The organism is Pleomorphochaeta sp. (assembly GCF_050031695.1).
GTDB lineage: Bacteria > Spirochaetota > Spirochaetia > Sphaerochaetales > Sphaerochaetaceae > Pleomorphochaeta.
The window spans coordinates 1-22374 of the sequence record NZ_JBNAIC010000014.1; the positions used below are offsets into that span (position 1 = coordinate 1).

General features: G+C 26.4%; 22 protein-coding genes. 10 read left to right on the plus strand and 12 right to left on the minus strand.

What is annotated here, in order from left to right; genetic code table 11:
- On the plus strand, nucleotides 1–275 hold a 275-nt coding region (locus tag ACPKM0_RS02405), incomplete at its 5' end, for a recombinase zinc ribbon domain-containing protein (protein WP_472473203.1).
- 1348 nt (nucleotides 276–1623) lie between these two features.
- Nucleotides 1624–1854, plus strand: coding sequence for a helix-turn-helix domain-containing protein (locus ACPKM0_RS02410; RefSeq protein ID WP_472473204.1), 231 nt, complete (start codon nucleotides 1624–1626; stop codon nucleotides 1852–1854).
- A gap of 680 nt (nucleotides 1855–2534) precedes the next feature.
- Here ACPKM0_RS02410 and ACPKM0_RS02415 read toward each other — a convergent pair.
- A complete protein-coding gene (locus tag ACPKM0_RS02415) occupies nucleotides 2535–2723 on the minus strand; it encodes a hypothetical protein (protein ID WP_472473266.1) in 189 nt (62 codons plus the stop codon).
- 42 nt (nucleotides 2724–2765) lie between these two features.
- Between ACPKM0_RS02415 and ACPKM0_RS02420 the strand changes: the two genes are divergently transcribed.
- Nucleotides 2766–3878, plus strand: coding sequence for a virulence-associated E family protein (locus tag ACPKM0_RS02420; protein WP_472473205.1), 1113 nt, complete (start codon nucleotides 2766–2768; stop codon nucleotides 3876–3878).
- A gap of 750 nt (nucleotides 3879–4628) precedes the next feature.
- On the opposite strand, the gene ACPKM0_RS02425 is transcribed toward ACPKM0_RS02420, so the two are convergent.
- The 4 genes from ACPKM0_RS02425 to ACPKM0_RS02440 form a co-directional block, all read right to left on the minus strand.
- Nucleotides 4629–4883, minus strand: coding sequence for a hypothetical protein (locus tag ACPKM0_RS02425; protein WP_472473206.1), 255 nt, complete (start codon nucleotides 4881–4883; stop codon nucleotides 4629–4631).
- A 21-nt stretch (nucleotides 4884–4904) separates the two neighbouring features.
- Nucleotides 4905–5063: a hypothetical protein gene (locus tag ACPKM0_RS02430; protein ID WP_472473207.1), complete on the minus strand. Its 159-nt coding sequence runs from the start codon at nucleotides 5061–5063 to the stop codon at nucleotides 4905–4907.
- A complete protein-coding gene (locus tag ACPKM0_RS02435) occupies nucleotides 5047–6213 on the minus strand; it encodes an AAA family ATPase (protein ID WP_472473208.1) in 1167 nt (388 codons plus the stop codon). The genes ACPKM0_RS02430 and ACPKM0_RS02435 overlap by 17 nt, the downstream gene beginning before the upstream one ends.
- A gap of 359 nt (nucleotides 6214–6572) precedes the next feature.
- On the minus strand, nucleotides 6573–7031 hold the full coding sequence (locus ACPKM0_RS02440; RefSeq protein ID WP_472473209.1) for a DUF4143 domain-containing protein: 459 nt from the start codon (nucleotides 7029–7031) through the stop codon (nucleotides 6573–6575).
- Between the two features lie 112 nt (nucleotides 7032–7143).
- On the opposite strand from ACPKM0_RS02440, the gene ACPKM0_RS02445 reads away from it, so the two are divergent.
- The 3 genes from ACPKM0_RS02445 (at nucleotide 7144) to ACPKM0_RS02455 (ending at nucleotide 8056) form a co-directional block, all read left to right on the plus strand.
- Nucleotides 7144–7341 (plus strand): Fic family protein, encoded by a 198-nt coding sequence (locus ACPKM0_RS02445; RefSeq protein WP_472473267.1) that lies wholly within the window; start codon nucleotides 7144–7146, stop codon nucleotides 7339–7341.
- A 184-nt stretch (nucleotides 7342–7525) separates the two neighbouring features.
- Nucleotides 7526–7714 (plus strand): hypothetical protein, encoded by a 189-nt coding sequence (locus tag ACPKM0_RS02450; RefSeq protein WP_472473210.1) that lies wholly within the window; start codon nucleotides 7526–7528, stop codon nucleotides 7712–7714.
- A gap of 177 nt (nucleotides 7715–7891) precedes the next feature.
- Nucleotides 7892–8056, plus strand: coding sequence for a D-lyxose/D-mannose family sugar isomerase (locus tag ACPKM0_RS02455; protein ID WP_472473268.1), 165 nt, complete (start codon nucleotides 7892–7894; stop codon nucleotides 8054–8056).
- Between the two features lie 47 nt (nucleotides 8057–8103).
- Here ACPKM0_RS02455 and ACPKM0_RS02460 read toward each other — a convergent pair whose 3' ends face one another.
- From ACPKM0_RS02460 to ACPKM0_RS02480, 5 genes are read right to left on the minus strand one after another with little or no spacing between them, the layout of a single operon-like run.
- The gene (locus ACPKM0_RS02460; protein ID WP_472473211.1) at nucleotides 8104–9804 is read right to left on the minus strand and encodes a glycoside hydrolase family 125 protein; all 1701 of its coding nucleotides are present in this window, start codon (nucleotides 9802–9804) and stop codon (nucleotides 8104–8106) included.
- 1 nt (nucleotide 9805) lies between these two features.
- Entirely contained in the window at nucleotides 9806–11407 is a 1602-nt protein-coding gene (locus tag ACPKM0_RS02465; protein WP_472473212.1) for a glycoside hydrolase family 66 protein, read from the minus strand.
- Nucleotides 11404–12234 (minus strand): carbohydrate ABC transporter permease, encoded by an 831-nt coding sequence (locus ACPKM0_RS02470; protein ID WP_472473213.1) that lies wholly within the window; start codon nucleotides 12232–12234, stop codon nucleotides 11404–11406. The genes ACPKM0_RS02465 and ACPKM0_RS02470 overlap by 4 nt, the downstream gene beginning before the upstream one ends.
- Before the next feature lie 5 nt (nucleotides 12235–12239).
- Entirely contained in the window at nucleotides 12240–13097 is an 858-nt protein-coding gene (locus ACPKM0_RS02475) for a carbohydrate ABC transporter permease (protein WP_472473214.1), read from the minus strand.
- 50 nt (nucleotides 13098–13147) lie between these two features.
- On the minus strand, nucleotides 13148–14395 hold the full coding sequence (locus ACPKM0_RS02480) for an ABC transporter substrate-binding protein (RefSeq protein WP_472473215.1): 1248 nt from the start codon (nucleotides 14393–14395) through the stop codon (nucleotides 13148–13150).
- Nucleotides 14396–14565: 170 nt separating this feature from the next.
- Here ACPKM0_RS02480 and ACPKM0_RS02485 point away from each other — a divergent pair, with 170 nt between their 5' ends.
- Both ACPKM0_RS02485 and ACPKM0_RS02490 read left to right on the plus strand, forming a co-directional pair.
- Entirely contained in the window at nucleotides 14566–16338 is a 1773-nt protein-coding gene (locus tag ACPKM0_RS02485; RefSeq protein WP_472473216.1) for a sensor histidine kinase, read from the plus strand.
- Nucleotides 16331–17062, plus strand: a complete 732-nt coding sequence (locus tag ACPKM0_RS02490; protein WP_472473217.1) for a response regulator transcription factor — start codon at nucleotides 16331–16333, stop codon at nucleotides 17060–17062. Before ACPKM0_RS02485 ends, ACPKM0_RS02490 begins: the two co-directional genes overlap by 8 nt.
- Here the strand turns inward: ACPKM0_RS02490 and ACPKM0_RS02495 are convergent.
- A complete protein-coding gene (locus ACPKM0_RS02495) occupies nucleotides 17052–17219 on the minus strand; it encodes an AraC family transcriptional regulator (protein WP_472473218.1) in 168 nt (55 codons plus the stop codon). The genes ACPKM0_RS02490 and ACPKM0_RS02495 overlap by 11 nt on opposite strands.
- Before the next feature lie 662 nt (nucleotides 17220–17881).
- On the opposite strand from ACPKM0_RS02495, the gene ACPKM0_RS02500 reads away from it, so the two are divergent.
- Complete coding sequence (locus ACPKM0_RS02500) at nucleotides 17882–19135, plus strand: ATP-binding protein (RefSeq protein WP_472473219.1); 1254 nt, start codon at nucleotides 17882–17884, stop codon at nucleotides 19133–19135.
- Between the two features lie 106 nt (nucleotides 19136–19241).
- On the opposite strand, the gene ACPKM0_RS02505 is transcribed toward ACPKM0_RS02500, so the two are convergent.
- A complete protein-coding gene (locus ACPKM0_RS02505; protein WP_472473220.1) occupies nucleotides 19242–19421 on the minus strand; it encodes a hypothetical protein in 180 nt (59 codons plus the stop codon).
- A gap of 573 nt (nucleotides 19422–19994) precedes the next feature.
- Between ACPKM0_RS02505 and ACPKM0_RS02510 the strand changes: the two genes are divergently transcribed.
- The gene (locus ACPKM0_RS02510) at nucleotides 19995–21941 is read left to right on the plus strand and encodes an AMP-dependent synthetase/ligase (protein ID WP_472473221.1); all 1947 of its coding nucleotides are present in this window, start codon (nucleotides 19995–19997) and stop codon (nucleotides 21939–21941) included.
- Nucleotides 21942–22374 lie beyond the last annotated feature (433 nt).

A 22374-nucleotide genomic window follows, 5' to 3' on the forward strand; every position in this document is an offset into this window, starting at 1 on the left:
AAAGAATAATCTTTCAATGTAGTAATAAATATAAAAACAAAGTAAGATGTACCACCCCTCATTTTTATGAAGAAGAGTTAAAAGAAATAGCACTTAATGCAATTAATGATTTAATTAAAGATAAAGATTCTATTATAGAAAGTTGTAATCTTATTCTTAATCAAGTTTTACAAATAGATGATTTAAAAGCAAAAGAAGCAACTTTAACTATTGAAGTTGAAAAATTATCAAAAGAATTAAATCAGCTAATAGCTTCTAATGCTACAACAATATAAAATCAGGTAGAATATGATGAAAAGTATAATAGTCTATATTCTACATATTCTTTAGCTCTTAATGAATTAAAAAGCCTTCAATCCACAATTCAAGATAAAAACAATAGAAAAAATAAAATCAAACAATTTCTAAAAGTTTTAAAATCACAAGATAAAATCTTAACTGAATTATCACCAAATCTTTTTTTATCTCTTGTTGATAGAATTGAAGTTTATACAAAAGTTGATATTAAGGTTGTTTTTATGAATGAAAAATAAAGGGTATAAAGGAAAATAGAATTTAAATTAATGCTATCGTTTATTAACAGCCTAATTCTTTGTGATAATTTTTGAGAGTTGTAAATCTATATATTTTACTGTTAAGAATATGTGTGTTATTATTTTTTACTGCTGAAATATATTTAGATACATATTTTTCAAAACTTTTTTTAATATAATTTTCTTTAGAAGTAATAGATATATATATTCGTCATTTGGTATTAAAAAAGGCTCTTTAAATAAAATATAATATGGGTTAGTAAAATTAATAATGCTTTAGAATAATCAAGCCCCTTTCCTAAACTATTTGCAATATGATTCTTTTTAGTAATAAATGATGCTTTGTTCTTTATATTTGATCTTAGGGGAATTGCAACTGTTAAATTATTGATATTTATTATGACTAATCAAAAACCCCGAGTTTTATTTTTAATTCAGTTTCCTTGTACATGATCTAAGGCTTCTATTAGATTATTATTATCTTTGTAAAAGGTTTTATCTAATTTAACAATTTCCATAAGTACAATTACTCCAAAGCAAAAAGTAAAGCCTCCAATTAGGAGGCTTGCTTACAGTCCATTCTGTTCGGATTTTTCTGTTTTTTACGTGGGGCAATCCTACCACCACTGACTGTAATAAAATTATTAAATAATTTTATTTAATAGTCAAGTGAAAAAAAATCTAATCTATAGATTAGTTAATGATAAAAAGTAAAAACATCTCCTAAACGAAAGTTTTACTATTTACGTTTTCGTTCGGTTAATACCCTATCCAAGAAATGGTCTATCTAAACGTAAAACCTATGTTAGGCTACATAATTAATATCCTTGGCAACACTAATTATTTCAATGGCCGTCAATATTTATTAGAAATATTGAGTAGTTTGTCTATAACTACTTGCAAAAAATAATATTGATTAATTTTTCTGTCAATAGCTTTTATTATTGTAAATAAAAACTCTTTCGATGTTTTTGGTAATTTTTTAATATAGTGGTTATGGAATTCGACCAATTATTATTAATATAGTTTTAAAATTTTTTGAATATAGAGTAATTACATACGATGTACTAGTCCTTTTGATTCTGAAGTAATGTCAAAAATTGCGAAAAAAAATGTCGGTTTGAATGTCGGTTTGAATAAAACAGAAAAGAAAGTTATAAGTTATTTATTAGATGATGAGAGCTATTCTGTAGAAGATATAGCTAAAAAGGTAGATGTTACAAAAAGAACTATTGAAAGAGCTTTCAGTTCTTTACAAAATAAAAGATTAATTGAATGGATAGGTTCGAAACATTATGGAGTTTGGCACGTAATAAAATGATTTAACGCATTTATTAAATATTTTTACCCTATTAAGAAAAAATACACCCACTTTTTTTATAATCGTATTGTTGTATTGATGTGTAAATATCTAGGCAGTTAGTAGCTTCTAATGCTACAATAATTCAAAACCAAGCAGAGTATGATGAAAAGTTTAATAGTTTATATCCAACATATTCTTCTGCTCTTAATGAATTAAAAAGCCTTCAATCTACAATTCAAGATAAAACTATTAGAAAAAGTAAAATCAAACAATTTTTTAAAAACATAAAATCACAAGATGGAATCTTAACTGAACTTTCACCGAACCTTTTTCTAACTATAGTTGATAAAATTGAGGTTTATTCTAAAGATAATATTAAGGTATAAAGGAAAATAGAATTTAAATTAATGCTATCGTTTAATAACAGCCTAATTCTTTGGGGTAATTTTTATCAGTATTGAATCATTAGGATTTATCAAATTTAACAAAAAAAACTGCCCAATAATCTAGACAGCTTCTAATTTTAAACTTTTATAATATCAAAAAAATCTAAAAATAAAAAAAAGTTGAAAGAATCGATATATGTCCTTTCTTAAAAAAAATATTTCTATTTATTTTTGATCTTCAATGTAATTATATTTTTGAGTGTATAATAAGTCAATTATTTCTTTAACAAATTCAAAAAAATTAAGGTTCAATCACAAACTTTGTGTGATTTTATTTGAGGGAGGATTTCTTACATAAGCTTTCCTACTTGCATCGAAGAGCTTTAAAATGAAATAATCATTATCTAGATACTCATATCTCTGTCTTCTTATAGTTTTAATTTTATTATTAATTCCTTCTATCTTTCTATCTGTTATATTATATGTAGCATGAGCTATGATACCTTCAAAGTGATTATCTAGTAGCCTTTTAAAACAAAGAAAATGTTTGTTTTTTGTAGCACTTCAAAAGTTTATAAACTATATTCACCAACTAAATTAAAAAATGCTCTTTTAGCTATATGTGGAGAGAGACTTTATCATCCAATAAAAGAATATTTTAATTCATTACCTATATGGGATGGAGTCGAAAGGATAGATACTTTATTAATTGATTATCTTGGTGCAGAAGATTCTCCTTATATTAGAGCTGTTACAAGAAAGACATTAATAGCAGCAGTAGCTAGAATATATGAACCTAGTATTAAGTTTGATTGTGTTCCAATCTTAAATGGACCACAGGGGATTGGTAAATCAACTCTATTCTCTAAATTAGGTGGGAAATGGTTTTCTGATAGTTTAACTCTAACTGATATGAAAGACAAATCAGGTCCTGAGAAACTTCAAGGTTATTGGATATTAGAACTAGGAGAACTTGCAGGTATGAGAAAAGTTGATATTGAAAGTGTTAAATCTTTTATATCCCGTAATGATGACAAGTTTAGAGTTAGTTATGGTGTAAATGTAGAAAGCCACCCAAGACAATGTATTATAGTTGGACCTACTAATGCAGAGAGAGGATTCCTACGTGATATTACTGGGAACAGAAGATTTTGGCCTATAACAGTTACAGGAGATAGTATAAAGAAAGCATGGGATTTAAATTATAATGTAATATCTCAAATATGGGCTGAAGCATTAGTTCTATATCAGAAAGGAGAGTCATTATATCTTGAAGGTGAAATTGCAAAAGTTGCAAGAGATTTTCAAGACAAAGCTATTGAATCTGATGAAAGAGAAGGACTCGTTAAAGCATATCTTAATACTTTACTTCCTGAGAAATGGGATGAATTAAGTCTTTTTGAGAGACGTGATTATCTTTCAGGGTTTAATAGTGGAATTGGAAAAGTTGAAAGAACTACAGTCTGCAATCTAGAAATATGGAGTGAATGTTTAGGGAGAGATCCTTCCTCTATTAAAAAAGCTGATTCCTATGAAATTGCTACAATAATGAAACATATGGATGATTGGACAAGGTTTGATGGAAATAAAAGTAAAACTAAGCGATTCCCTCTTTATGGTAAACAACAAGCCTATGTTAAAAAGTTGAAAGAGTAATTATCAATTCACTATAGTTAATTTTAATAACACAAAAATATTAGCATCAGTAGTATTTTAACTATTGGTGCTAATGTTTTATAAATCTTATTCCACTTTTTTTTGATTAACCTTTCATTAATAATAAACAATTCTGTGTAAAATATAAAAATAAAGGAATAAAAAGCTAAAAACTGGAAGTAAAAAAGCTAATCATTCCACTATCTTGTACCATTACTAATTCTTTACGATTGATGATTTAAGTATCTTTTGGAATAAGTGGAATAAGAATATACTAATAAAGTATTAATATTATATATATAGTATATAGGGGTATATACCCTATATATAATATGCATAATCAAATAGTTTGAAATGCATCATTCCTTATTCTATCTATCCATTATTAGAAAATTACAATTTAAAAGTGAAATGTTTTTTAAAAAAATGGCCCCAGGCCCTTAGGCGACTGAAGCTCTATCCATGTAATTAAATAATAGAATCATTCAATATAAAGTTCAAGAAGTGGGGATTCCTTTTGCAGTTGGAGTTTATGAAATAGCTTTTAAAAAAGATGACAATGGAGATAGGCTTTATATTAATTTATATATAATTCCAAAAAGCTTGAATTATAACGTTTTTGCTAAAGCTAAAATAGTTTTCATGAAAAATTTCTCCAAAGTTTTTCAAACTTTATTTTACCAACTTTGGATGTACCATATCATAATTAAGTATGTTTTTTATTACTTTTATAAAATTTATGTTTTTCATCTAAAAAACAACATAAAAAGCATTTGCTATATTTTTACAATCCTCAATCTCTGCTTCTTTAGAAACAAAAAATCCAATTAACCTTTTTTCACCTGTTATTCGAAAACGGCTCCATTTTATTCCATTTTTTGGTAAATCTGAAGGATGTTTAAAATCTGTACATTTTGATGTTGGAAATTGCCCATATATTATTAATCTTTTATTTTGTTTTAATTCTTCAACACTTAATTGTGAGAATTCTTTTAATTTATTCATTAAGTCAGCTAATATTTTCTTTTACTGCCATTCTTCAAAAGATTGTCCATTATCTGTACTTCTAAAATATTTAAAATTATAACAACAATATTTTGAAATATTGTTATTCAAACTATTTTGAGTTTCAAAAGATTTTAAAGCATTTTCTTTTTTTGGATTTTTTCTATTCTTCTTTGACAATATTAGGTCTACCTCCTAGATCTCCATTATTATAAAGAGCAGCTAAAGATCTCTCATTTCTAATTTTCAAAGGGATTTCATCACCACGATAACAAAAGCTTTCACCATTTTCTTTTTCAAAAAAATAACTCCTGTATTTTTTTGCATCATCTAATAACCTAGAATTGTGGGAGGTAAAAATTAATTGAGCACCTTTTGGATTATTGCCATTGTTAAATTTAGATAATAAATCACTTACAATTTCATCATGAAGCTCTCTGTCTATTTCATCCATAATCAATAATCCACCATTCATCATTAGTGATAAGAAATATAATAAAATATAATACAGTTTTATAGTTCCTGCTGATTGTGAATATTCATTTAATTTACAAGTTCCCTCTTCAGTTTTATGTACAAAAATAGGGTAATATCTTTTTTCTTCAGGTAATGATGGATCTTCACTTTTTTCAATTACTATATTTACTAAACCTAAATCAAAGCGAGACAATTCTTCTATGGTTATTTTTAATAAATTTGGATTATCATAATAAATTTTACTTATGTTTTCATGTGATAACTTATAACTACCAAAATAATTAACATTGGATGTAATTTTATTAAAATAAGATTTAAAAGGATTGCTTTTATCTATTTCATATTGAAATAAAGTAGAAAAAAAGGAAACATTATCTCTAAATTTTATACCCATATTAGTATTAAAATATTTATCCTCCACTTTGCTTTTATTTCTTGTAAAAATCTTTTTAGCTTTTTTTGAACCTTTTTTTTCACTTAAAGATTCAGAGAAAACTTTTCCCTTTTTTAATGAAAATTCATAATAATATTTTATATCAGTTTCTAAATAATCATCTAACGTGAAAGTAAGAAAAAAATCTGCTTTATCGTCATTATTAAAGAAAGTATCATAAGCTATTTTCTCTTCAGGTTTATTATCAAATGAATTTCTTGCGAAAGAAATTATAAAATACAATACCTTTAATGCATTTGTTTTACCAGATGCATTACTCCCTTCTAAGCAAAGATATGGTAATACATTCGTATCAGCTATTTTGTATTCCTTAGGAACAACTTTTCTAGTAGCTTCAAAACTAATTTGTAGCCAATCTTTAAATGAAAAACAGTTTTTTGCTCCATATTCTATTATCATAAAAACCTCAAACTATGCGATATTTTTACATAGTTTAGCATTATAAATATAATTTGTCTATTTAAATAAGCCTAATATTGTGATATTATTGCATACTTATATATTTTTTTGAGGAATGCTTATTCAATTATAAATAATATTTTATAACTAAAAATATGGAATTCTTAAGAAATCAAATAGAAGATGCTCCATCAGGTGCAGTAGGTAGTTTTTGAAATATCATTAAAAAAGGTGATACTAGTGATGGTATTTATACTAACTTTTCTATATAAAAAATTAGTAGTGTTATCAATCATATATTATTATTCAATTAATAAAACTGAAAACGAAAGAATTTTACAAAAACATTGTCAAATAAATTAGGTGCAGACCACTTGTTTATCTAAATCTTTAGTATATATTACTATTTTTTCTTTAATTGTTTTTGAATATTTTTCAGAAAAAATATCTAATGATTTATGTGCTTTGTAACTAGAAGATTTTACTTCTATTGGACATATTTTCTCTCTTTTAACTAATAAAAAATCGACCTCATAATTTCGTTTTTGAATTTTATCATAAAAAGTATGATAATATAGTTTATTCCCATTAGCTGTAAGGATTTGAGCTACAACATTTTCATAAACAATACCCAAATTTATAGGCAATTTATTATTCAATAATTTTGAATAAATGATATTATCAGTAAAATCTTTATCTTTAAACATAAGTGTAATAAGTAGGCCTGTATCAGCTAAATATAGTCTAAATTTATCTTTATTATACATATTTGCTAAACCAATATTAGGTTCAGGTGTTAGGAATATTTTTAAATACAATGAAATTTATTCTAGAGAAGATCCTTAATTTAAATAAGATGATATTTTTAAAACTATTATTCCTTTAGTATCATTAAGTAGTGAACATGATAGTGAACATGATGAAATACAAATTAAATCACGAAAGGTTTTAGAATTTTGTAAAGAACCAAAAACAAGAGCAGAAATTCAGGAATTTTTAGCTATTAAGAGTAGGCCATATTTAAGTCAAAAAATTTTGAACCCTTTAATTGAAAAAGATTTGTTATTATTAACTTTACCAGATAAATTAACTAGTAAAAAGCAAAAGTATTATACAAATAGAAAATAATATATATTATAATTTTTATGATTGATAAACCCTATATAGGGAAAATACACCCACTTTTTTTATAATCGTATAGTTGTATTGATGTGTAAATATCTAGGCAGATAGCAAATTGAGCATTAATGATAAATAAGCTTTAAAATCAAAAAATATTAATGTAATTACAGTATTATAGAAGGAGTGAGGGATGAAAAAAGAGGTATATGAAAAAGCAAAAACAAGAGCTTTATCATATTATGAAAAAGCCAGTATCGTATTAACCGAAGAAGAAAAAAACTGTTTAGAAGTTGCTGATTTTGGACTTAATAATTTGGATAATGAAGGCTTACAATTAATAACATATATTAATACTAAAAAAGTTTGTTCTAAAGAATGAGTTCTATTTCCTAAACAAACATGTCCTGAACACAGACATACACAAATTGGTAAACTAGATGGAAAATAAGAAACATTTAGATGTAGATACGGTAAAGTTTATCTATATGTAAGTGGAGAAGCTACTAAAGATATTAAAGTTACTCCTCCTAATGAGTATTTTACCGTATTTAATGAAATAGTTTTAAATCCAGGAGAACAATATACAATCTACCCTAACACTCTTCACTGGTTTCAAGCAGGAGATGAGGGAGCTGTTGTATCTGAATTTTCAACTACTAGTTATGATGAAACTGATATTTTCACAAATCTCAATATCAAAAGAATTCCAACAGTAGACTAAAAATATTATTCATGCACCTTTTCATTATGAGCAGGTGCAATTTTTTATTAATTAAAATAGTAATAATTCAAACTAAAAGCTAAAAACCCCGCACAAGTAGCAAAAGCTTCCCCTGTTGTACATTCTCCACTTTCTTCATCTATACTTTCACATGCAGTATAATTATCCATTTTCATTAACTTTAAATTTTCTATAGCTTTATTCCCAAAACCTGCTAATAAACTATTACATAGAGATAAAATCCAAGGATGAGGTGCATGATTACATCCAATTTCACTAATTTTATTATTTGCAAAAGATAAACTATAATCGCTAGATCTAATATGATTCACTGTTTTAATAAAGGTATTAGATTCTTTATCACAAAAATCTAAATAACTTAGCAATTGAAGACTTCCTGGTGGCTCATCATAAATACTACTATGTCCATTTAAATCACTAGACCAAACAAACATATCATCTTCAACTAAGTGATTATAAATTGCAGCTTTTACTAATTCAGCATCTATATTTAATTCATCTATATTTAAATAATTAGCTAATATTTTAAATACTTTATAAACTAACACATTATTATATGTTAAGTATTTTTCAGTTGTAAAATCATCAGTAGGCATTAAGAAAGTTTCATATAGATTAATTGTAGGATGTTTTTTACTTCTCAATTTCTTTAAAATCAAAGATAGTCCTTCTTTAATATATGATTCATCTAAGATAGATTTATCACTTGTCTTTTCAATATATGAATTAAGGGCTAAAACTGGAGCACACAATTCATCTAATTCAAACCCAGGCTCTAATAAAGTCCCATCAATAAATCTACTATGCTCTCCAACATTATTAATTTGAACTGTATATACATATTTAAGAATATCTCTTGATAAATCCTCATCCATTAATAAGATAGATGGAAAGCTCCAAAGAAGAGAATCCCTATCCCAATAAGCTGCAGATACATAATATCTAGGAGATCTAGATGTTACTAATACTAACTCTTCACTATCTAAAGTTATTCCACAAGAATAAAAGTATGCAAAAAATAAATTAGTATTCATAATCATCTCTACATATTTATCTTCGTTTTTTATTATCTTACTATTTAAATAGTCTACATTTTCTTTTAATAGATAATCAAAACCAATTCTCTTTAAATGCTTTGCTGCGGTAGCAGAAGCAACCTCATCGTACCCAATACCTAAAAAATAATCATAAGACAAACTTTCATGAGGTTTTAACGTCTTATATTTATCTTTAGAATCCATTGGTGCTAGTGCAATCAAAGGTAATATATTAATTTGTTGATAAACTTTACCATGATTCCAATTACTCTCTTTTTCTATAATAGAACTATCAATTAAATTACTCTCATTAATTACATGAAAAGTTCGCGTCCAGTCTAATATATAACTAACTTCAATATCTAAGTCTTTATAACTCTTATTTTCAACACAAACATTCAAAGCAATTGCTTTATGCCCTTTAGGAGCTAAATAAGTAAATGTAATTTTAATATTATCAGTTTCAAAAATAGCTTGAGGTATCCAATAATTAATTCTATCCCAAACTAATTTATTATCTAATTCTATAATCTCATTGTTTATTTTAACAAAAGGAGATATTAAACTATCCCCTTCTATTTGAAATAATCCTTTATGCTGCATATTAAGAGTTGTTAAATATTTAATAGATCCATCTCTCTCTTCGATATTTGCTAAAGATATATATTCATTTCCACTAACCTGAATCAATTTAATTCTCCTCAATAAAATATACTAAAGCCCCTACTTTAAACTTTGGAACTTCAAATTCAATAACTTTACTTCTAGCCCCTTCTCTTATTTCATAATCAAGAAAAGTTGGTAACAGTTTACTATCTTCAGGATCTAAAAATAATACTTTTTTAACATCACTATAAATTTGTACTTTAAATATTAAAGAAGATGATAAACTTGGTTCCTTTTTACCAAGATGCCAGACATTATCATTATTTTCTAAATTCATAAGACTAATTAAATGTTTATTCTTATTCTCTCTAATAATCACAGAAATATTATTTGATTCTGATGTAAGTGAATAATTACCTTCAATAATATATTCTTCATTATCCCAACCACTATAGGTCATAGTTACATCAACAAATGAATCATCATAAAGTAAACTTTGATAAGCAACAAAGAAATCTTGATATCTTTTTACAATCTTTTTCTCTTCGTCTCTAAGTTTAGTATAATCACAATAATACCCTTGAGTTATTACACAGCCTTCTTCTCCTAAGAACAAATGAGTTGCTCCCAATGAATTGATATAGAAAGTTGTAAATAATGCACTGTATAGAGCATTTTCTCTATCAAGTCTAAAGCTTGCAATATAGGCTGCTAAGATTATAGGTTTATTAAACTCTTTTGCCTTAAGAATAATCTCTTTTAAATTATAGAAAGTATCAAAAGGTGGCCAAACTTCAATATAAATAGCCGTTTGACTTCTTGCACATTCTCTAGTTAAGGGCCAAGCACCAACATTATTAAATATTAATTTTGCATTATTTAAAGACTCTTCAACGTTATCTAAAAACTTTGGGATTTCCCTACCTAGTTCAATAACTTCATTATTATAATCTAAAGCTTTTTTTGGATAGCCATAAGTATCAAGGTGAATACCATCGAAGCCTACTTGATTAATACTCTTTTTATATTCACTTATTATGTGTGATCTCCAATAAGAAGATTCTCCAATATTCATAAAATAGAAAGTATCTATAAAGGATAAAGGTTTATCCTTTATAGCATAATATGCTTCTTCTTTATGATTTAAAAAATAATCTTTAGTTGCAGCATAAATAGGTCCATAAGCCATATTCTTCATACCTAAAGATTTACAATAACTAATCTTATTAGAAATAATATCTAAATTATTTCTTTTCCCCATTGAATCAACATAACTCTTTGCATTTGATACCATATCATCATGATGATACGACCAATCATAATATTGAACAAAACTAATATGATTATCTCTCATCCAATTAATATCATCATTATTATCAACTTTTTCAAAATCACTTAAAAATCCATATCTAATAATTTTATCATTAGTATCAATTGAAAATGATGAATTAATCTCATAATCATCAATTCTGATAGTAAATATGAAACCTGAAAAATCATAATCGAAGATTCCAAGATTTATTTTATTTATTCCAAAGCATAATGTTTTTTTTATTTCTCTAATTTGCTTATCCAAATTAAAGATTGTAATTAATGCTGTTTTATCTATTACATTACTATCTATAGTTAACTCAATTTCATCACTTCTATTATATTTACTTTTATTTAAATAAAACTCTTTTATCATCCCTTTACTGCTCCATCAGCTAATCCACTCATAAATTGTTTTTGAAAAATCAAGAAAATAATTACAACCGGTATAATTGCAATAGTTGCTGTTGCAGATACTAGATGCCATTTTGCTCCTGCAAATTGTTGAAAAAACACAGATAATGCTTGAGGTACATTATGTTTCTTATTACTTTGTAAAAAGAATACTGCTTGAGCATAGTTATTCCAAATTCCAAAACCATTCAATATAACAAAGGAGGCCGTTGCAGGTTTTAATAGAGGAAAAATAATCTTCCAAAATGCAGATATTCCAGTACAACCATCTATTTCAGCCGCTTCATTTAATTCTTTAGGTAATTCTCTAATAAAAGTTGTATAAATAAACACACAAGTTGGAAGAGATAAAGTAGAGGTTACAAATATCATACCCCACAAAGTATCAACCCCATGAATTCTTCTCATCAGAGTATATAGAGGGACTGTATTAATAATACCCGGAATCATCATACAAGCAATTAAAGTAGAAAATAGTATATAGTTAAATTTACTCGCTCTTCTTGCAATAGAATATCCTGCCATACCCCCTACAACTATTGATAAACTTAGAGAGCCTAAAGTAATAACTAATGAGTTAAACATAGCTCTAAAAATATGAGATTTTTGAATAGCTTCAATATAATTATAAATATGAAAATCCGGAACAAACATATTCCCTTCATAAAATAGAGAACTTGGATTATTAAGAGATAAAACTATCAATACATAAAATGGCATTATACAAATTGCACAAATAAATATGATTAAAATGATTTTTAAGACTTTTAATAAATCAAATTTCTTCATTTTATCTAACTCCTTGATTTAGTTAATCTAAACGAAATTAATACTGGCACCAAAATCAATAGGAATAAAATCATAGCAACAGCAGTTGAATAACCAGTCCTATTTCCATAACACATTCTCATAATATAAATACTTAAACTTTCGGTTGAATATCCAGGTCCACCTTCTGTTAACGACATGATAATATCGAAGACTGAAAGAGATCCTATAATATTAGTAACAACATTAATTCTAATAGAAGGTATTAATAGAGGCATTGTTATTTTTCTAAAAATTTGACTTCTTTTAGCCCCATCGATTTTAGCACTTTCATATAATTCATTAGCAATGGATTGCAAACCTGCTAAATATATAATCATAGTCATCCCAGCGTATTGCCAAACATTTACTAATATTAAGACAATTATTGTATAGGAATATTGGCCCATCCAGTTAAATGCAACTTCATAATTAAAAAACTCAGCAGCTCTATAAATAAATCCTCTTCCAGGTTGAAGTAGAAAATACCATATATATCCCATAATTAAGGGACTAATAATAGCTGGCAAATAAATAACCACTCTAACAAAAGATTGGAATTTAAATTTATTCTTCATTATTAAAGCATAAATTAATCCAACTACATTTAAAAGAAATGCACTACCAATAGCAAATAAAACAGTTGTTTTAATATCACCTAAAGCTCTAGTATCACTAAAAAAATCTATATAATTTTGAAATCCTACAAAACTTGCTTTTCCCATTCCATTCCAATCAGTAAAGCTTAGCCTTATTCCTTGTAATAGAGGAAAGACAAAAAAAATCCCGTACAACATAGCTGCCGGAATACTCATTAGTTGGATTCCATCAATTCTTTTTTTCATTATTTAATCCTAGAAATATATGGTAGAGGAAAATCCCCTACCCATTTAATTTAGAAACCTTTGTTCCAAGCATCTTCATAAGCTTTTGCAAATTCTTCAGGAGAATAAGTTTTTGCAAATAAATCTTGTACCATTCTTCCTGCATCATCACCTGAGAAACCAGCTGGTTTTTCATTTGTAAATCCAATGTTTACAGCAGAGTTAAGTGCAGAAGTTACTTCATCTCTAAATCCTTTTGGAGCCCAATTAGCATCTACATCTTTAAATGCACTAGGAGATCCTAAACTTTCTGAATATTTTGTCATATTTTCTTTTGAGAATAAGAAAGTTAAGAACTTTTTAGCACCTTCAATATTTGTTGAAGAAGCTGAAATACTATACCCACTATCTTCTGCAGATAAAACAACAGGTTTAGTATTAGGCATATAAGATGGATAAGGAGCAAAGCCAATATTCATATTAGGATTAGCAGCTAATAGACCACCTAAAGCCCACATACCATCTGAGAACATTACAGCTTGTCCACTTACAAAAGCTTCAGTTCTATTATCTGCTGTAGCTGTTAATACATCAGAATTAATTAAACCTTTATCTTGAAGTTCAACAAGATTTCTTGCAAATTCAGCCATAAAACCATTAGGATCTCCAAAGTTAAGCTTATCACTTTCATTATTTAGCATAGCAATTTTACAATCAATTGGTCCTAGAGTTTGTTTTAAATAACCATGAGGAACAAATTCAATCCAGTGCCCTAAAGACCAAGCTTCTTTACCAGGAATAAATAAAGGTGTTAATTCTGGTTTTTCTTTTTTAATAACTTCTAAGTTTTCTACAAATTCATCCCAAGTAGTTGCAGTTTCTAGTCCTAATTCATCAAAGACATCTTTATTATAGAAAAGACCAGCCATAGTCATATTTGTACATACTCTATATTGATTACCTGTTTTAATATCTGTACAACTATCTTTCATTGAAGGAATTAATCTATCCCACCAAATTTCATCGCCTAAATCTAAATATTTACCTTGATCAACATAAGCTTGTTCATAAGTTGTCATAATATCAGGAACTTCACCTGATGCGAATTTTACTTTTATAATATTACTTGCATCTTTTTGATATTCTTGTGATACAGAGAAACCTTCTTCTTGAGCATTAAACTCATTGATAATTTCATTCATTAAATCAATAGTTTCAACTTTTCCTGTGAAAAATGATACTTCTGTTCCACCTTGTGCAAAAATAAAACCACTAGCCACTAACATTATAGCTAGAACTGATATTAGTCTTTTTTTCATAATATATAACTCCTTTTGATTGTGATAACTTATTATCACCTCAAAAACCAAATTGCTAAATACCAAGTTTTTTCAATATAGGTTCAAGTTTATTCGATTTACTCATTATTACAAGTAAAAGCTTGCTATAGTGATTATACACTTATAGTATAAGAGAAAAGGAATGATTTATGAAAAATAAATGGACAATCAAACAAAAACTAATATTTAGCACAAGTATCCTTATATTCTTTTCAGTAATGTTTGTTACAATCATTTCTTCTAGAAATTATAAAGAAGATATGATAGATCTTTCCTATAATGCAACAAAGACAACCCTTGAACAACTTGCAAACAATGTAGAAACATATCTACAAGGAGTTCAAGAATTATGCATTATTCCTTATTATGATACTGAATTGATTGAAGCTCTCTCTCAAACAGCTACAGAACCGTCCTCTATACTAAAAAGACAGAGAACAATTGAATCGTTTTTAAAAACAAATATTTTACTGCCCCATGATGATATTGAATATGCCTATATTTATTGTGGAGAAGAATTATTTTCAAGCAATAGAACTAATGACTATATTACTAGTTCAGGTCTAAGTGATGATTTGATACAAAGAGTTAGAAATAGTAAAATACCAATTATTATTTATTCTGATAATAATGATTTTGAATTTAAAGTATTAAGTAATATTGTTGATTTAAATGATAATAATAAATCAATAGGTATCTTTAGAATAGATGTTAATTCAAAAGGTTTAGATAAAGTATGTAATAAAGTAATTGATTCAAAGGGAAAAGCTTTATTAATTACTAACTATAATAATGCTTTAATATATGCAAATAGCAAATCCTACTCTCATAAGTTAATTGTTGAAATATTTGATGATGTAATAAATACAAATGATATAAACAATATTATTGAAAATGAGGGAGAACAATTTCTAATAACAAGTGTTGATATTTCTATAACAAAATGGAAAATCTATGACATTACAAGCATCCATGAAATGACAAAGAACATAAATCAAATTCAAAATAGATCTATATTCCTTGCTCTATTATTTGTAGTTATTGGAATAGTTGTCTCAGCTTGGTTTGTAAGAGAATTATTAAGTCCTATCTATAATGTTACATCTTTAATGAAAGAAGTTCAAAAAGAAGATTATAGTGTAAAAGCTAATGTTGAAGGAGATGATGAAATAGCATACTTAGCAACATCATTCAATGAAATGACTGAAAAAATTAATCAAACAATGCAAAAAAACATTCAACTTACAAAAGAAATTTATGAAGTCAAATATCTTGAAAAAGAAGCTCAATATATAGCTATGTGCAATCAAATAAAACCTCATTTCCTATTTAATAGTTTAAATAATATTAGTTTATTAGTTAAAGTAAACAGAAGAGAAGAAGCTATTGATTATATTGAAAAACTAGCATCACTTTTAAATGCTTTGGTTCATGCCGATTCTCAAATAACACTAAGATCAGAAATGGTCATCTGTAATAACTACCTAAGCATGCAAAAAATCCGATATACTAATCTTAATTATAAAATCAATATTAAAGAAAAACACTTAGAAACTTTAATACCTGCATTATCGATTCAACCTATTATTGAAAATGCTCTTATTCATGGATTTCAACGGAAAGAAGATGAATGCCTTATAAATATATATTCTAAAGAAAAAGATAATAATATTTTAATATGTATTAATGATAATGGAGTTGGAATTGATGAAATAAAACTCCAAGAATTAAAAGAAAAGCTTGATAATCCAAATTCTTCAATCGATGGAAATATCAAAAGAGTTGCCCTTATTAATATATCTAGAAGGATAAAACTTAGATATGGCAGTGCATATGGATTATCTATAAAATCTATTGAAAATGAGGGATCTTCATTTATAATTACAATCCCTAAAGATGAAGGAGAATACAAAAATGTATAAAGCTTTAGTTGTAGACGATGAACCACTAATGAGAGATTACTTAGGAAATAATTTAAATAAAATCAATGAAGATTGGATTTGCGAAGATACAGCCAGTGATGGTATTTATGCGATTCAACTATTACAAAATAACAAATATGATGTTGTAATTACTGATATCAAAATGCCAGCAATGGATGGGATAGAATTATCAAAATATATTTATAACAATCTAAAAGATTTACCAATAATTATAGTAACTGGATATAATGAATTTGAATATGCAAGAGCAGCTCTAAAACTTAATGTTATAGACTATTTATTAAAACCATTAAGAGATGAAGAATTATCAGCAGCTCTTTATGCTATAACATTAAAAGATAAAGATTCCATAAGAATTTCAATTAAACAAAAAACAGAAAACAAAAACAGCCTAGTTTCACAAATTCAAGAATATTTACAACTTCACTTCAGAGAAGGTTTAAGCTTAACAATACTAGCAGATATTTTTAATATAACACCATCATATTTAAGTACGATTTTTCATAAAGAAATTGGAGAGCCATATTCTAAATATTTACTTCGAATGCGAATGGAAACAGCAAAAGCATTACTTTCCAATCCAAACTCAAAAGTACAAGATGTAGCATTAGATGTGGGATTTTCCTCTTCAAAACATTTTGGTACAGTTTTTAAATCATACTTTGGAATAAGTCCTGGAGAATATAAAACCACTATGAACTAATCTGATTAGTTAGCACTTTTGGAGTTACTCCATATTCTTCTTTTACAATTGAATAGAAACTAGAAGAAGATTTAAACCCACATTCTATATAAATAGCTAATAAAGTAAAATTAGGATATTTAAGTCCTATATAATATCGAAAATCTTTAGCAATCACTGCATGATTGTCTAAAAAAATATCCGCAACCCCAAGTGTCTATTCCCAAATTTATGTATATGGGAATGAGCTAATTAATCTCAATAGTTTCTCTCCATTTCCAAAAAATCCAACAATAGCTCGATTTTTTTAAAGAAATTGGTTAGTGTTAGGAATATTTTTAAATACAATGAAATTTATTCTGGAGAAGATCCTTAATTTAATTAAGATGATATTTTTAAAACTATTATTCCTTTATTATCATTAAGTAGTGAACATGATAGTGAACATGATGAAATACAAATTAAATCTCAAAAGGTTTTAGAATTTTGTAAAGAACCAAAAACAAGAGCAGAAATTCAGGAATTTTTAGCTATTAAGAGTAGGCCATATTTAAGTGAAAAAAATTTTGAATCCTTTAATTGAAAAAAAATTGTTATTATTAACTTTACCCGATAAACCGACTAGTTTGATTTTTTCAATTACTAAGTGTAAATTATTATATTTCATTATTTTTAAATTACTATTAATACAGATATCATACGAGTTGAAATTTTAATTCGATAAAAATGGTTGTTTAACCAAAATAATCGAATAGAAGTTGTGATATCGTATATTCTCTGATATACTGTAATCGATAAAGTAGGTAATATCGCCTAATTTATCGAATAGGACGTGCAGTAATGGAAATCAAAAGAGATTTATATTTAGATAAATTGAAGAGTAGTGAACATAATGGTTTAATAAAAGTAATTACTGGAGTTAGAAGAGCAGGAAAGTCTTATATATTATTTAATTTATTTTCAAAGTACCTAATAGCTAAAGGAATAAAAGATGAAAATATTATAAAAATACAATTAGATAATATAAAATTCATTGATTTAAGGGATCCAAAGCTACTATATAAATATATTACTTCAAAAATTATAAATGATGATTTACATTATATTTTAATTGATGAAATACAATTTGTAGAAAATTTTACAGATTTATTGAATGGACTTCTTTATATTAACAATGTAGATATATATGTTACAGGGAGTAATTCAAAATTTTTATCATCTGATGTAATTACTGAATTTAGAGGTAGAGGTGATGAGATTAGGATATTTCCATTATCCTTTTCAGAATTTTTCTCTGTATATAATGGAACTTTTGAAGAAGCCTTTGATGAATATATGATTTATGGCGGACTGCCTAGAATAATATCTATGGAAAGTGATGAGAAAAAATCTCAGTATTTAAAAAACCTTTTTAGAGAAACATATTTAGTTGATATTGTAGAGAGAAATAAAATTAGAAATACAAGTAATTTAGAAGAGATAGTGAATATTATTTCGTCTTCAATTGGATCTTTAACTAATCCTAAAAAATTAGAAAACACTTTTAAATCTGTTAAAAAAAGTACGATAACAGATGATACAATTAAATCTTATCTAGAAGCATTAAAAGAATCTTTTTTAATTGATGCAGCTATGCAATATGATGTAAAAGGCAAGAAGTATATTAATTCTCCAATGAAATATTATTTTGTTGATGTTGGGCTTAGGAATGCAAGACTTAATTTTAGGCAAATTGAAGAAACTCATTTAATGGAAAATATTATTTATAATCAACTTAAAGTACGTAGTTTCAATGTTGATATTGGGGTTGTTAAAATACGAGAGTTAAATACGAAAAACAAACTACTTAGAAAAAAGTTGGAAATAGATTTCATTGCGAGCAAAGGGATTAAAAAATATTATATACAGTCTGCCTATTCGCTTCCTTCAGAAGAAAAAAAGGAGCAAGAAAAAAGACCCTTTAGGAATATTAATGATTCTTTTAAAAAGATTATTATTTTAGGTAAAGTCATAAAACCTCGAATAGATGAAAGTGGAATAATGATTATTGGAATAAAGGATTTTTTATTAAAAGAGGATATTTTTGATTTTTAGAACCATCTTTTATACACCCTAGAGCATATTAAGGTGTAATTGTATTAGATTCCTTATACAGATGAATATAGATTTATTTTGAAAAATCGTACCTATGAAATAATCACTATATAGTGAGATGACAATCAAGACACTTTCTAGAATATTTCACGAATATTTCAAAAGTTTTCCCAACAGAATCCATACTAATTCTAATATCTTCTCTAAGAGAGTATTCTACTGTATCACCAATAACATTCTTCTTAAAAACACTTCGAAATCTAGCTATTTCATACAAACTTACCAATAATTTTTCTAAATCAATTTTTTATCTGTTGTTTAATGGATCATCTTGTAATTCATTTGTAGCGCAGCTTAAAAAATATTGAGCTAATAATTAATACAAATAATAATAATTTTATTTTCATAAAATATTTTCTATTTCATTTAAATATAATCACAAATATCTCGGTATAATGAAATAAAATTACTTTTATTACATTTTTAGATAAGATAAAATAATTTATAATACCCCTATTTTATAAAGAACAAGGTGATGACGAATAAACTTGACTTTACATTTTGTACAACTTATTATGAAACAACAATTTGTTATGTGCTTTTAATTATCAAATTTGACAGGAATTAAATGTCTTATTAAAAATACAATTAGGAGTTTTATATTCATTTAGGTTGCTTTCTTTTTAACTGTCATTTTTAATATTTTAATTCTTAAAAATTATTATGTATTTAAAAAAAAAGAGGCTTTGAATTGATAAAAAAAGTCAAAATAAAGAATTGAATAAATTTAAATGATTAAAAAATATTTAAGCTCATTATTAAAATATTATTTTATTTTTAATCATTAAATGGAGAAATAATGTATAATAATATTCTTGAGGTTCCATTAAAAACAGCCTCTATCTATCCTGAAAGAATATCCCATAAATCAAATATTAAAAAAAATATTCCAAATAAAACTTATGGAGAATTTGTTAAAACTATAGCCTTATTAACAGCGGGTTTTGAACATTTTGGTATGGGAAAAGATGATCATATCAGTTTTTTTGTAAACAATCGTTTTGAATGGATAGTAACTGATTTTGCAATTATGGCATTAAGAGCAATATCTGTCCCAAGAGGTTCAGATACAACACCAAAAGAATCTCATTTTATTTATAATCATTCTGATTCGAAATATCTTATTGTCGAAAATGTAAAACAATTATCTGAATTAATAGAAGTATTTGATGAAAGTGATTGGAATAACTGTAAAAGTCTTTTTATAATAGATGATGGTGATATTTCTAATATTGCTAAAAGTATAAAAAATAAAATTCATTTTTATAAAGAAGTCTTACAATTTGGATCTCCAAAGTATGAAAAAAATCCTCAAATGTTAGATAAGCTTTCAGCAAAAATTAAAGCGGAAGATCTTTTAACTATAGTTTATACTTCAGGAACTACAGGTAATCCAAAAGGAGTTATGTTAACTCATGCAAATTTTCTTCAAAATATACATGCTAATACTCCTCGATTAGGAGTTGATATAAATCGTCATGAGGTTTCGGTAGTGATGCTTCCTTCATGGCATGTTTATGAAAGAGCCTTTGAATATTGTGCATATTCTGCAGGAATGACTCTAGTTTATTCTGCCCCAGGTAGATTTGGTGTAGATTTAATAAAAGAAAAACCTCAAGTATTAATTTCAGTACCAAGAATGTGGGAATCTATTTATCAAAAGATGCTTAAAACAATAAGCACGATGTCTGTTTTTAAACGTACTTTATTATTATTGTTTATTAGATTTAATAAAACATATCTTGTTTCGAAGCAATATTTAAAAGGTGATTATATATCATTGAAGAAAAGATCTTGGATTAGGAAAGTTATTGCTACAATTTATCATTTTGTTAGAATAATCCTTTATTTCCCAGGTCATTTTTTTGCACAGAAAATTTTCAAACCTTTCATGGTAAAATTAGGAGGACGTTTACGTGTTGCAACTTCTGCAGCAGGAGCTCTACCTAAATATATTGATGAGTTTTTTAATGCCTTAGAAATTCCTTTAGTTAATGCATATGGAATGACTGAAACTGCTCCCGGTATTTTAAGTAGAACAATAGAACATAATACTTTTAATACAACAGGAATTCCTTTTGATAATACTTCGGTTGAAATTAGGAGAGAAGATGGGGGTATTACAAAAATTGGTGAAAAAGGTGTTGTGTTTGTACGTGGACCTCAAGTTATGCTTGGTTATTATAAAAACAAAGAAGCTACTGATAAAGTTCTCTCGAAGGATGGTTGGTTAAATACAGGTGATTTGGCTGTAAGAAGTGAAAATGGTGAAATTATTATCGTTGGTAGGATGAAGGATACTATTGTTCTGATGGGTGGAGAGAATGTTGAACCAGAGCCTATTGAAGAAAAAATGAAAGAAAGTATTTATATTGACCATGCAGTAGTTTTGGGTCAAGATAAAAAACAACTTACTGCTATTGTTGCTGTAAACGATGAAGAATTAATGAAACTGGCTTCAGAATTAAAGCTTTCCTACGAAGAAATAGCTCTTGAAGGTAAGGGCTCTATAACACATGAAGATATCATGAGACATTTGATGAAAGAAGTAAATTCTTTAATAAATAAAGAACATGGTTTTAAAAATTTTGAATTTGTAACTAAAATTCTTGCAGTTAAGAATGATTTTCTTGTAGGTAAAGAGCTCACTCAAACTTTAAAAATAAAAAGAAAATATATCGAAAAAAGATATCAAAATCTTTTAAACCATTTACAAGATGATATAAAAAAGCACCGTAAAAAATAATAATTTAATTACTTATTTATATCTTAGAACTGCTATTTTTTTTTAAAGCATATTTTTATATCTTTAAATTAAGATAGCAGATTATTTATTATATAATTGAATTGCTTTTTTACTGTTTTTTGAAAAAACTATATTACAAAATCATTAATATATTTGTCCTTTAATCTATTATCATTTTATAGATATTAATAAACCATATTTAAAACATCTTTTTTGTTTTGATGAACAAAATTATTATTGAAGTTGAATATCTTCAACTATTATGTCCATCTTGTGGTAAATTAACAAATCAAGAAATAGTATTTATGCAACCTAAGCATTTCATCACTAACTGTTTTTTATATCTGAGCACTCTATAATTAAACCTTTTATAATATGAACAAATTTAATAAATAAAAAAACTAGAAAAAGTTATTTGTACAAATATTAGAAA

Excerpts from the sequence above, each read along its gene's own strand:
- ACPKM0_RS02410 (WP_472473204.1), top strand. The coding sequence starts at position 1,624 with ATGTCAAAAATTGCGAAAAAAAATGTCGGTTTGAATGTCGGTTTGAAT.
- ACPKM0_RS02420 (WP_472473205.1), top strand. The coding sequence starts at position 2,766 with ATGTTTGTTTTTTGTAGCACTTCAAAAGTTTATAAACTATATTCACCA.
- ACPKM0_RS02425 (WP_472473206.1), bottom strand. The coding sequence starts at position 4,883 with ATGAATAAATTAAAAGAATTCTCACAATTAAGTGTTGAAGAATTAAAA.
- ACPKM0_RS02435 (WP_472473208.1), bottom strand. The coding sequence starts at position 6,213 with ATGATAATAGAATATGGAGCAAAAAACTGTTTTTCATTTAAAGATTGG.
- ACPKM0_RS02450 (WP_472473210.1), top strand. The coding sequence starts at position 7,526 with ATGAAAAAAGAGGTATATGAAAAAGCAAAAACAAGAGCTTTATCATAT.
- ACPKM0_RS02465 (WP_472473212.1), bottom strand. The coding sequence starts at position 11,407 with ATGATAAAAGAGTTTTATTTAAATAAAAGTAAATATAATAGAAGTGAT.
- ACPKM0_RS02470 (WP_472473213.1), bottom strand. The coding sequence starts at position 12,234 with ATGAAGAAATTTGATTTATTAAAAGTCTTAAAAATCATTTTAATCATA.
- ACPKM0_RS02475 (WP_472473214.1), bottom strand. The coding sequence starts at position 13,097 with ATGAAAAAAAGAATTGATGGAATCCAACTAATGAGTATTCCGGCAGCT.
- ACPKM0_RS02480 (WP_472473215.1), bottom strand. The coding sequence starts at position 14,395 with ATGAAAAAAAGACTAATATCAGTTCTAGCTATAATGTTAGTGGCTAGT.
- ACPKM0_RS02485 (WP_472473216.1), top strand. The coding sequence starts at position 14,566 with ATGAAAAATAAATGGACAATCAAACAAAAACTAATATTTAGCACAAGT.
- ACPKM0_RS02490 (WP_472473217.1), top strand. The coding sequence starts at position 16,331 with ATGTATAAAGCTTTAGTTGTAGACGATGAACCACTAATGAGAGATTAC.
- ACPKM0_RS02500 (WP_472473219.1), top strand. The coding sequence starts at position 17,882 with ATGGAAATCAAAAGAGATTTATATTTAGATAAATTGAAGAGTAGTGAA.
- ACPKM0_RS02510 (WP_472473221.1), top strand. The coding sequence starts at position 19,995 with ATGTATAATAATATTCTTGAGGTTCCATTAAAAACAGCCTCTATCTAT.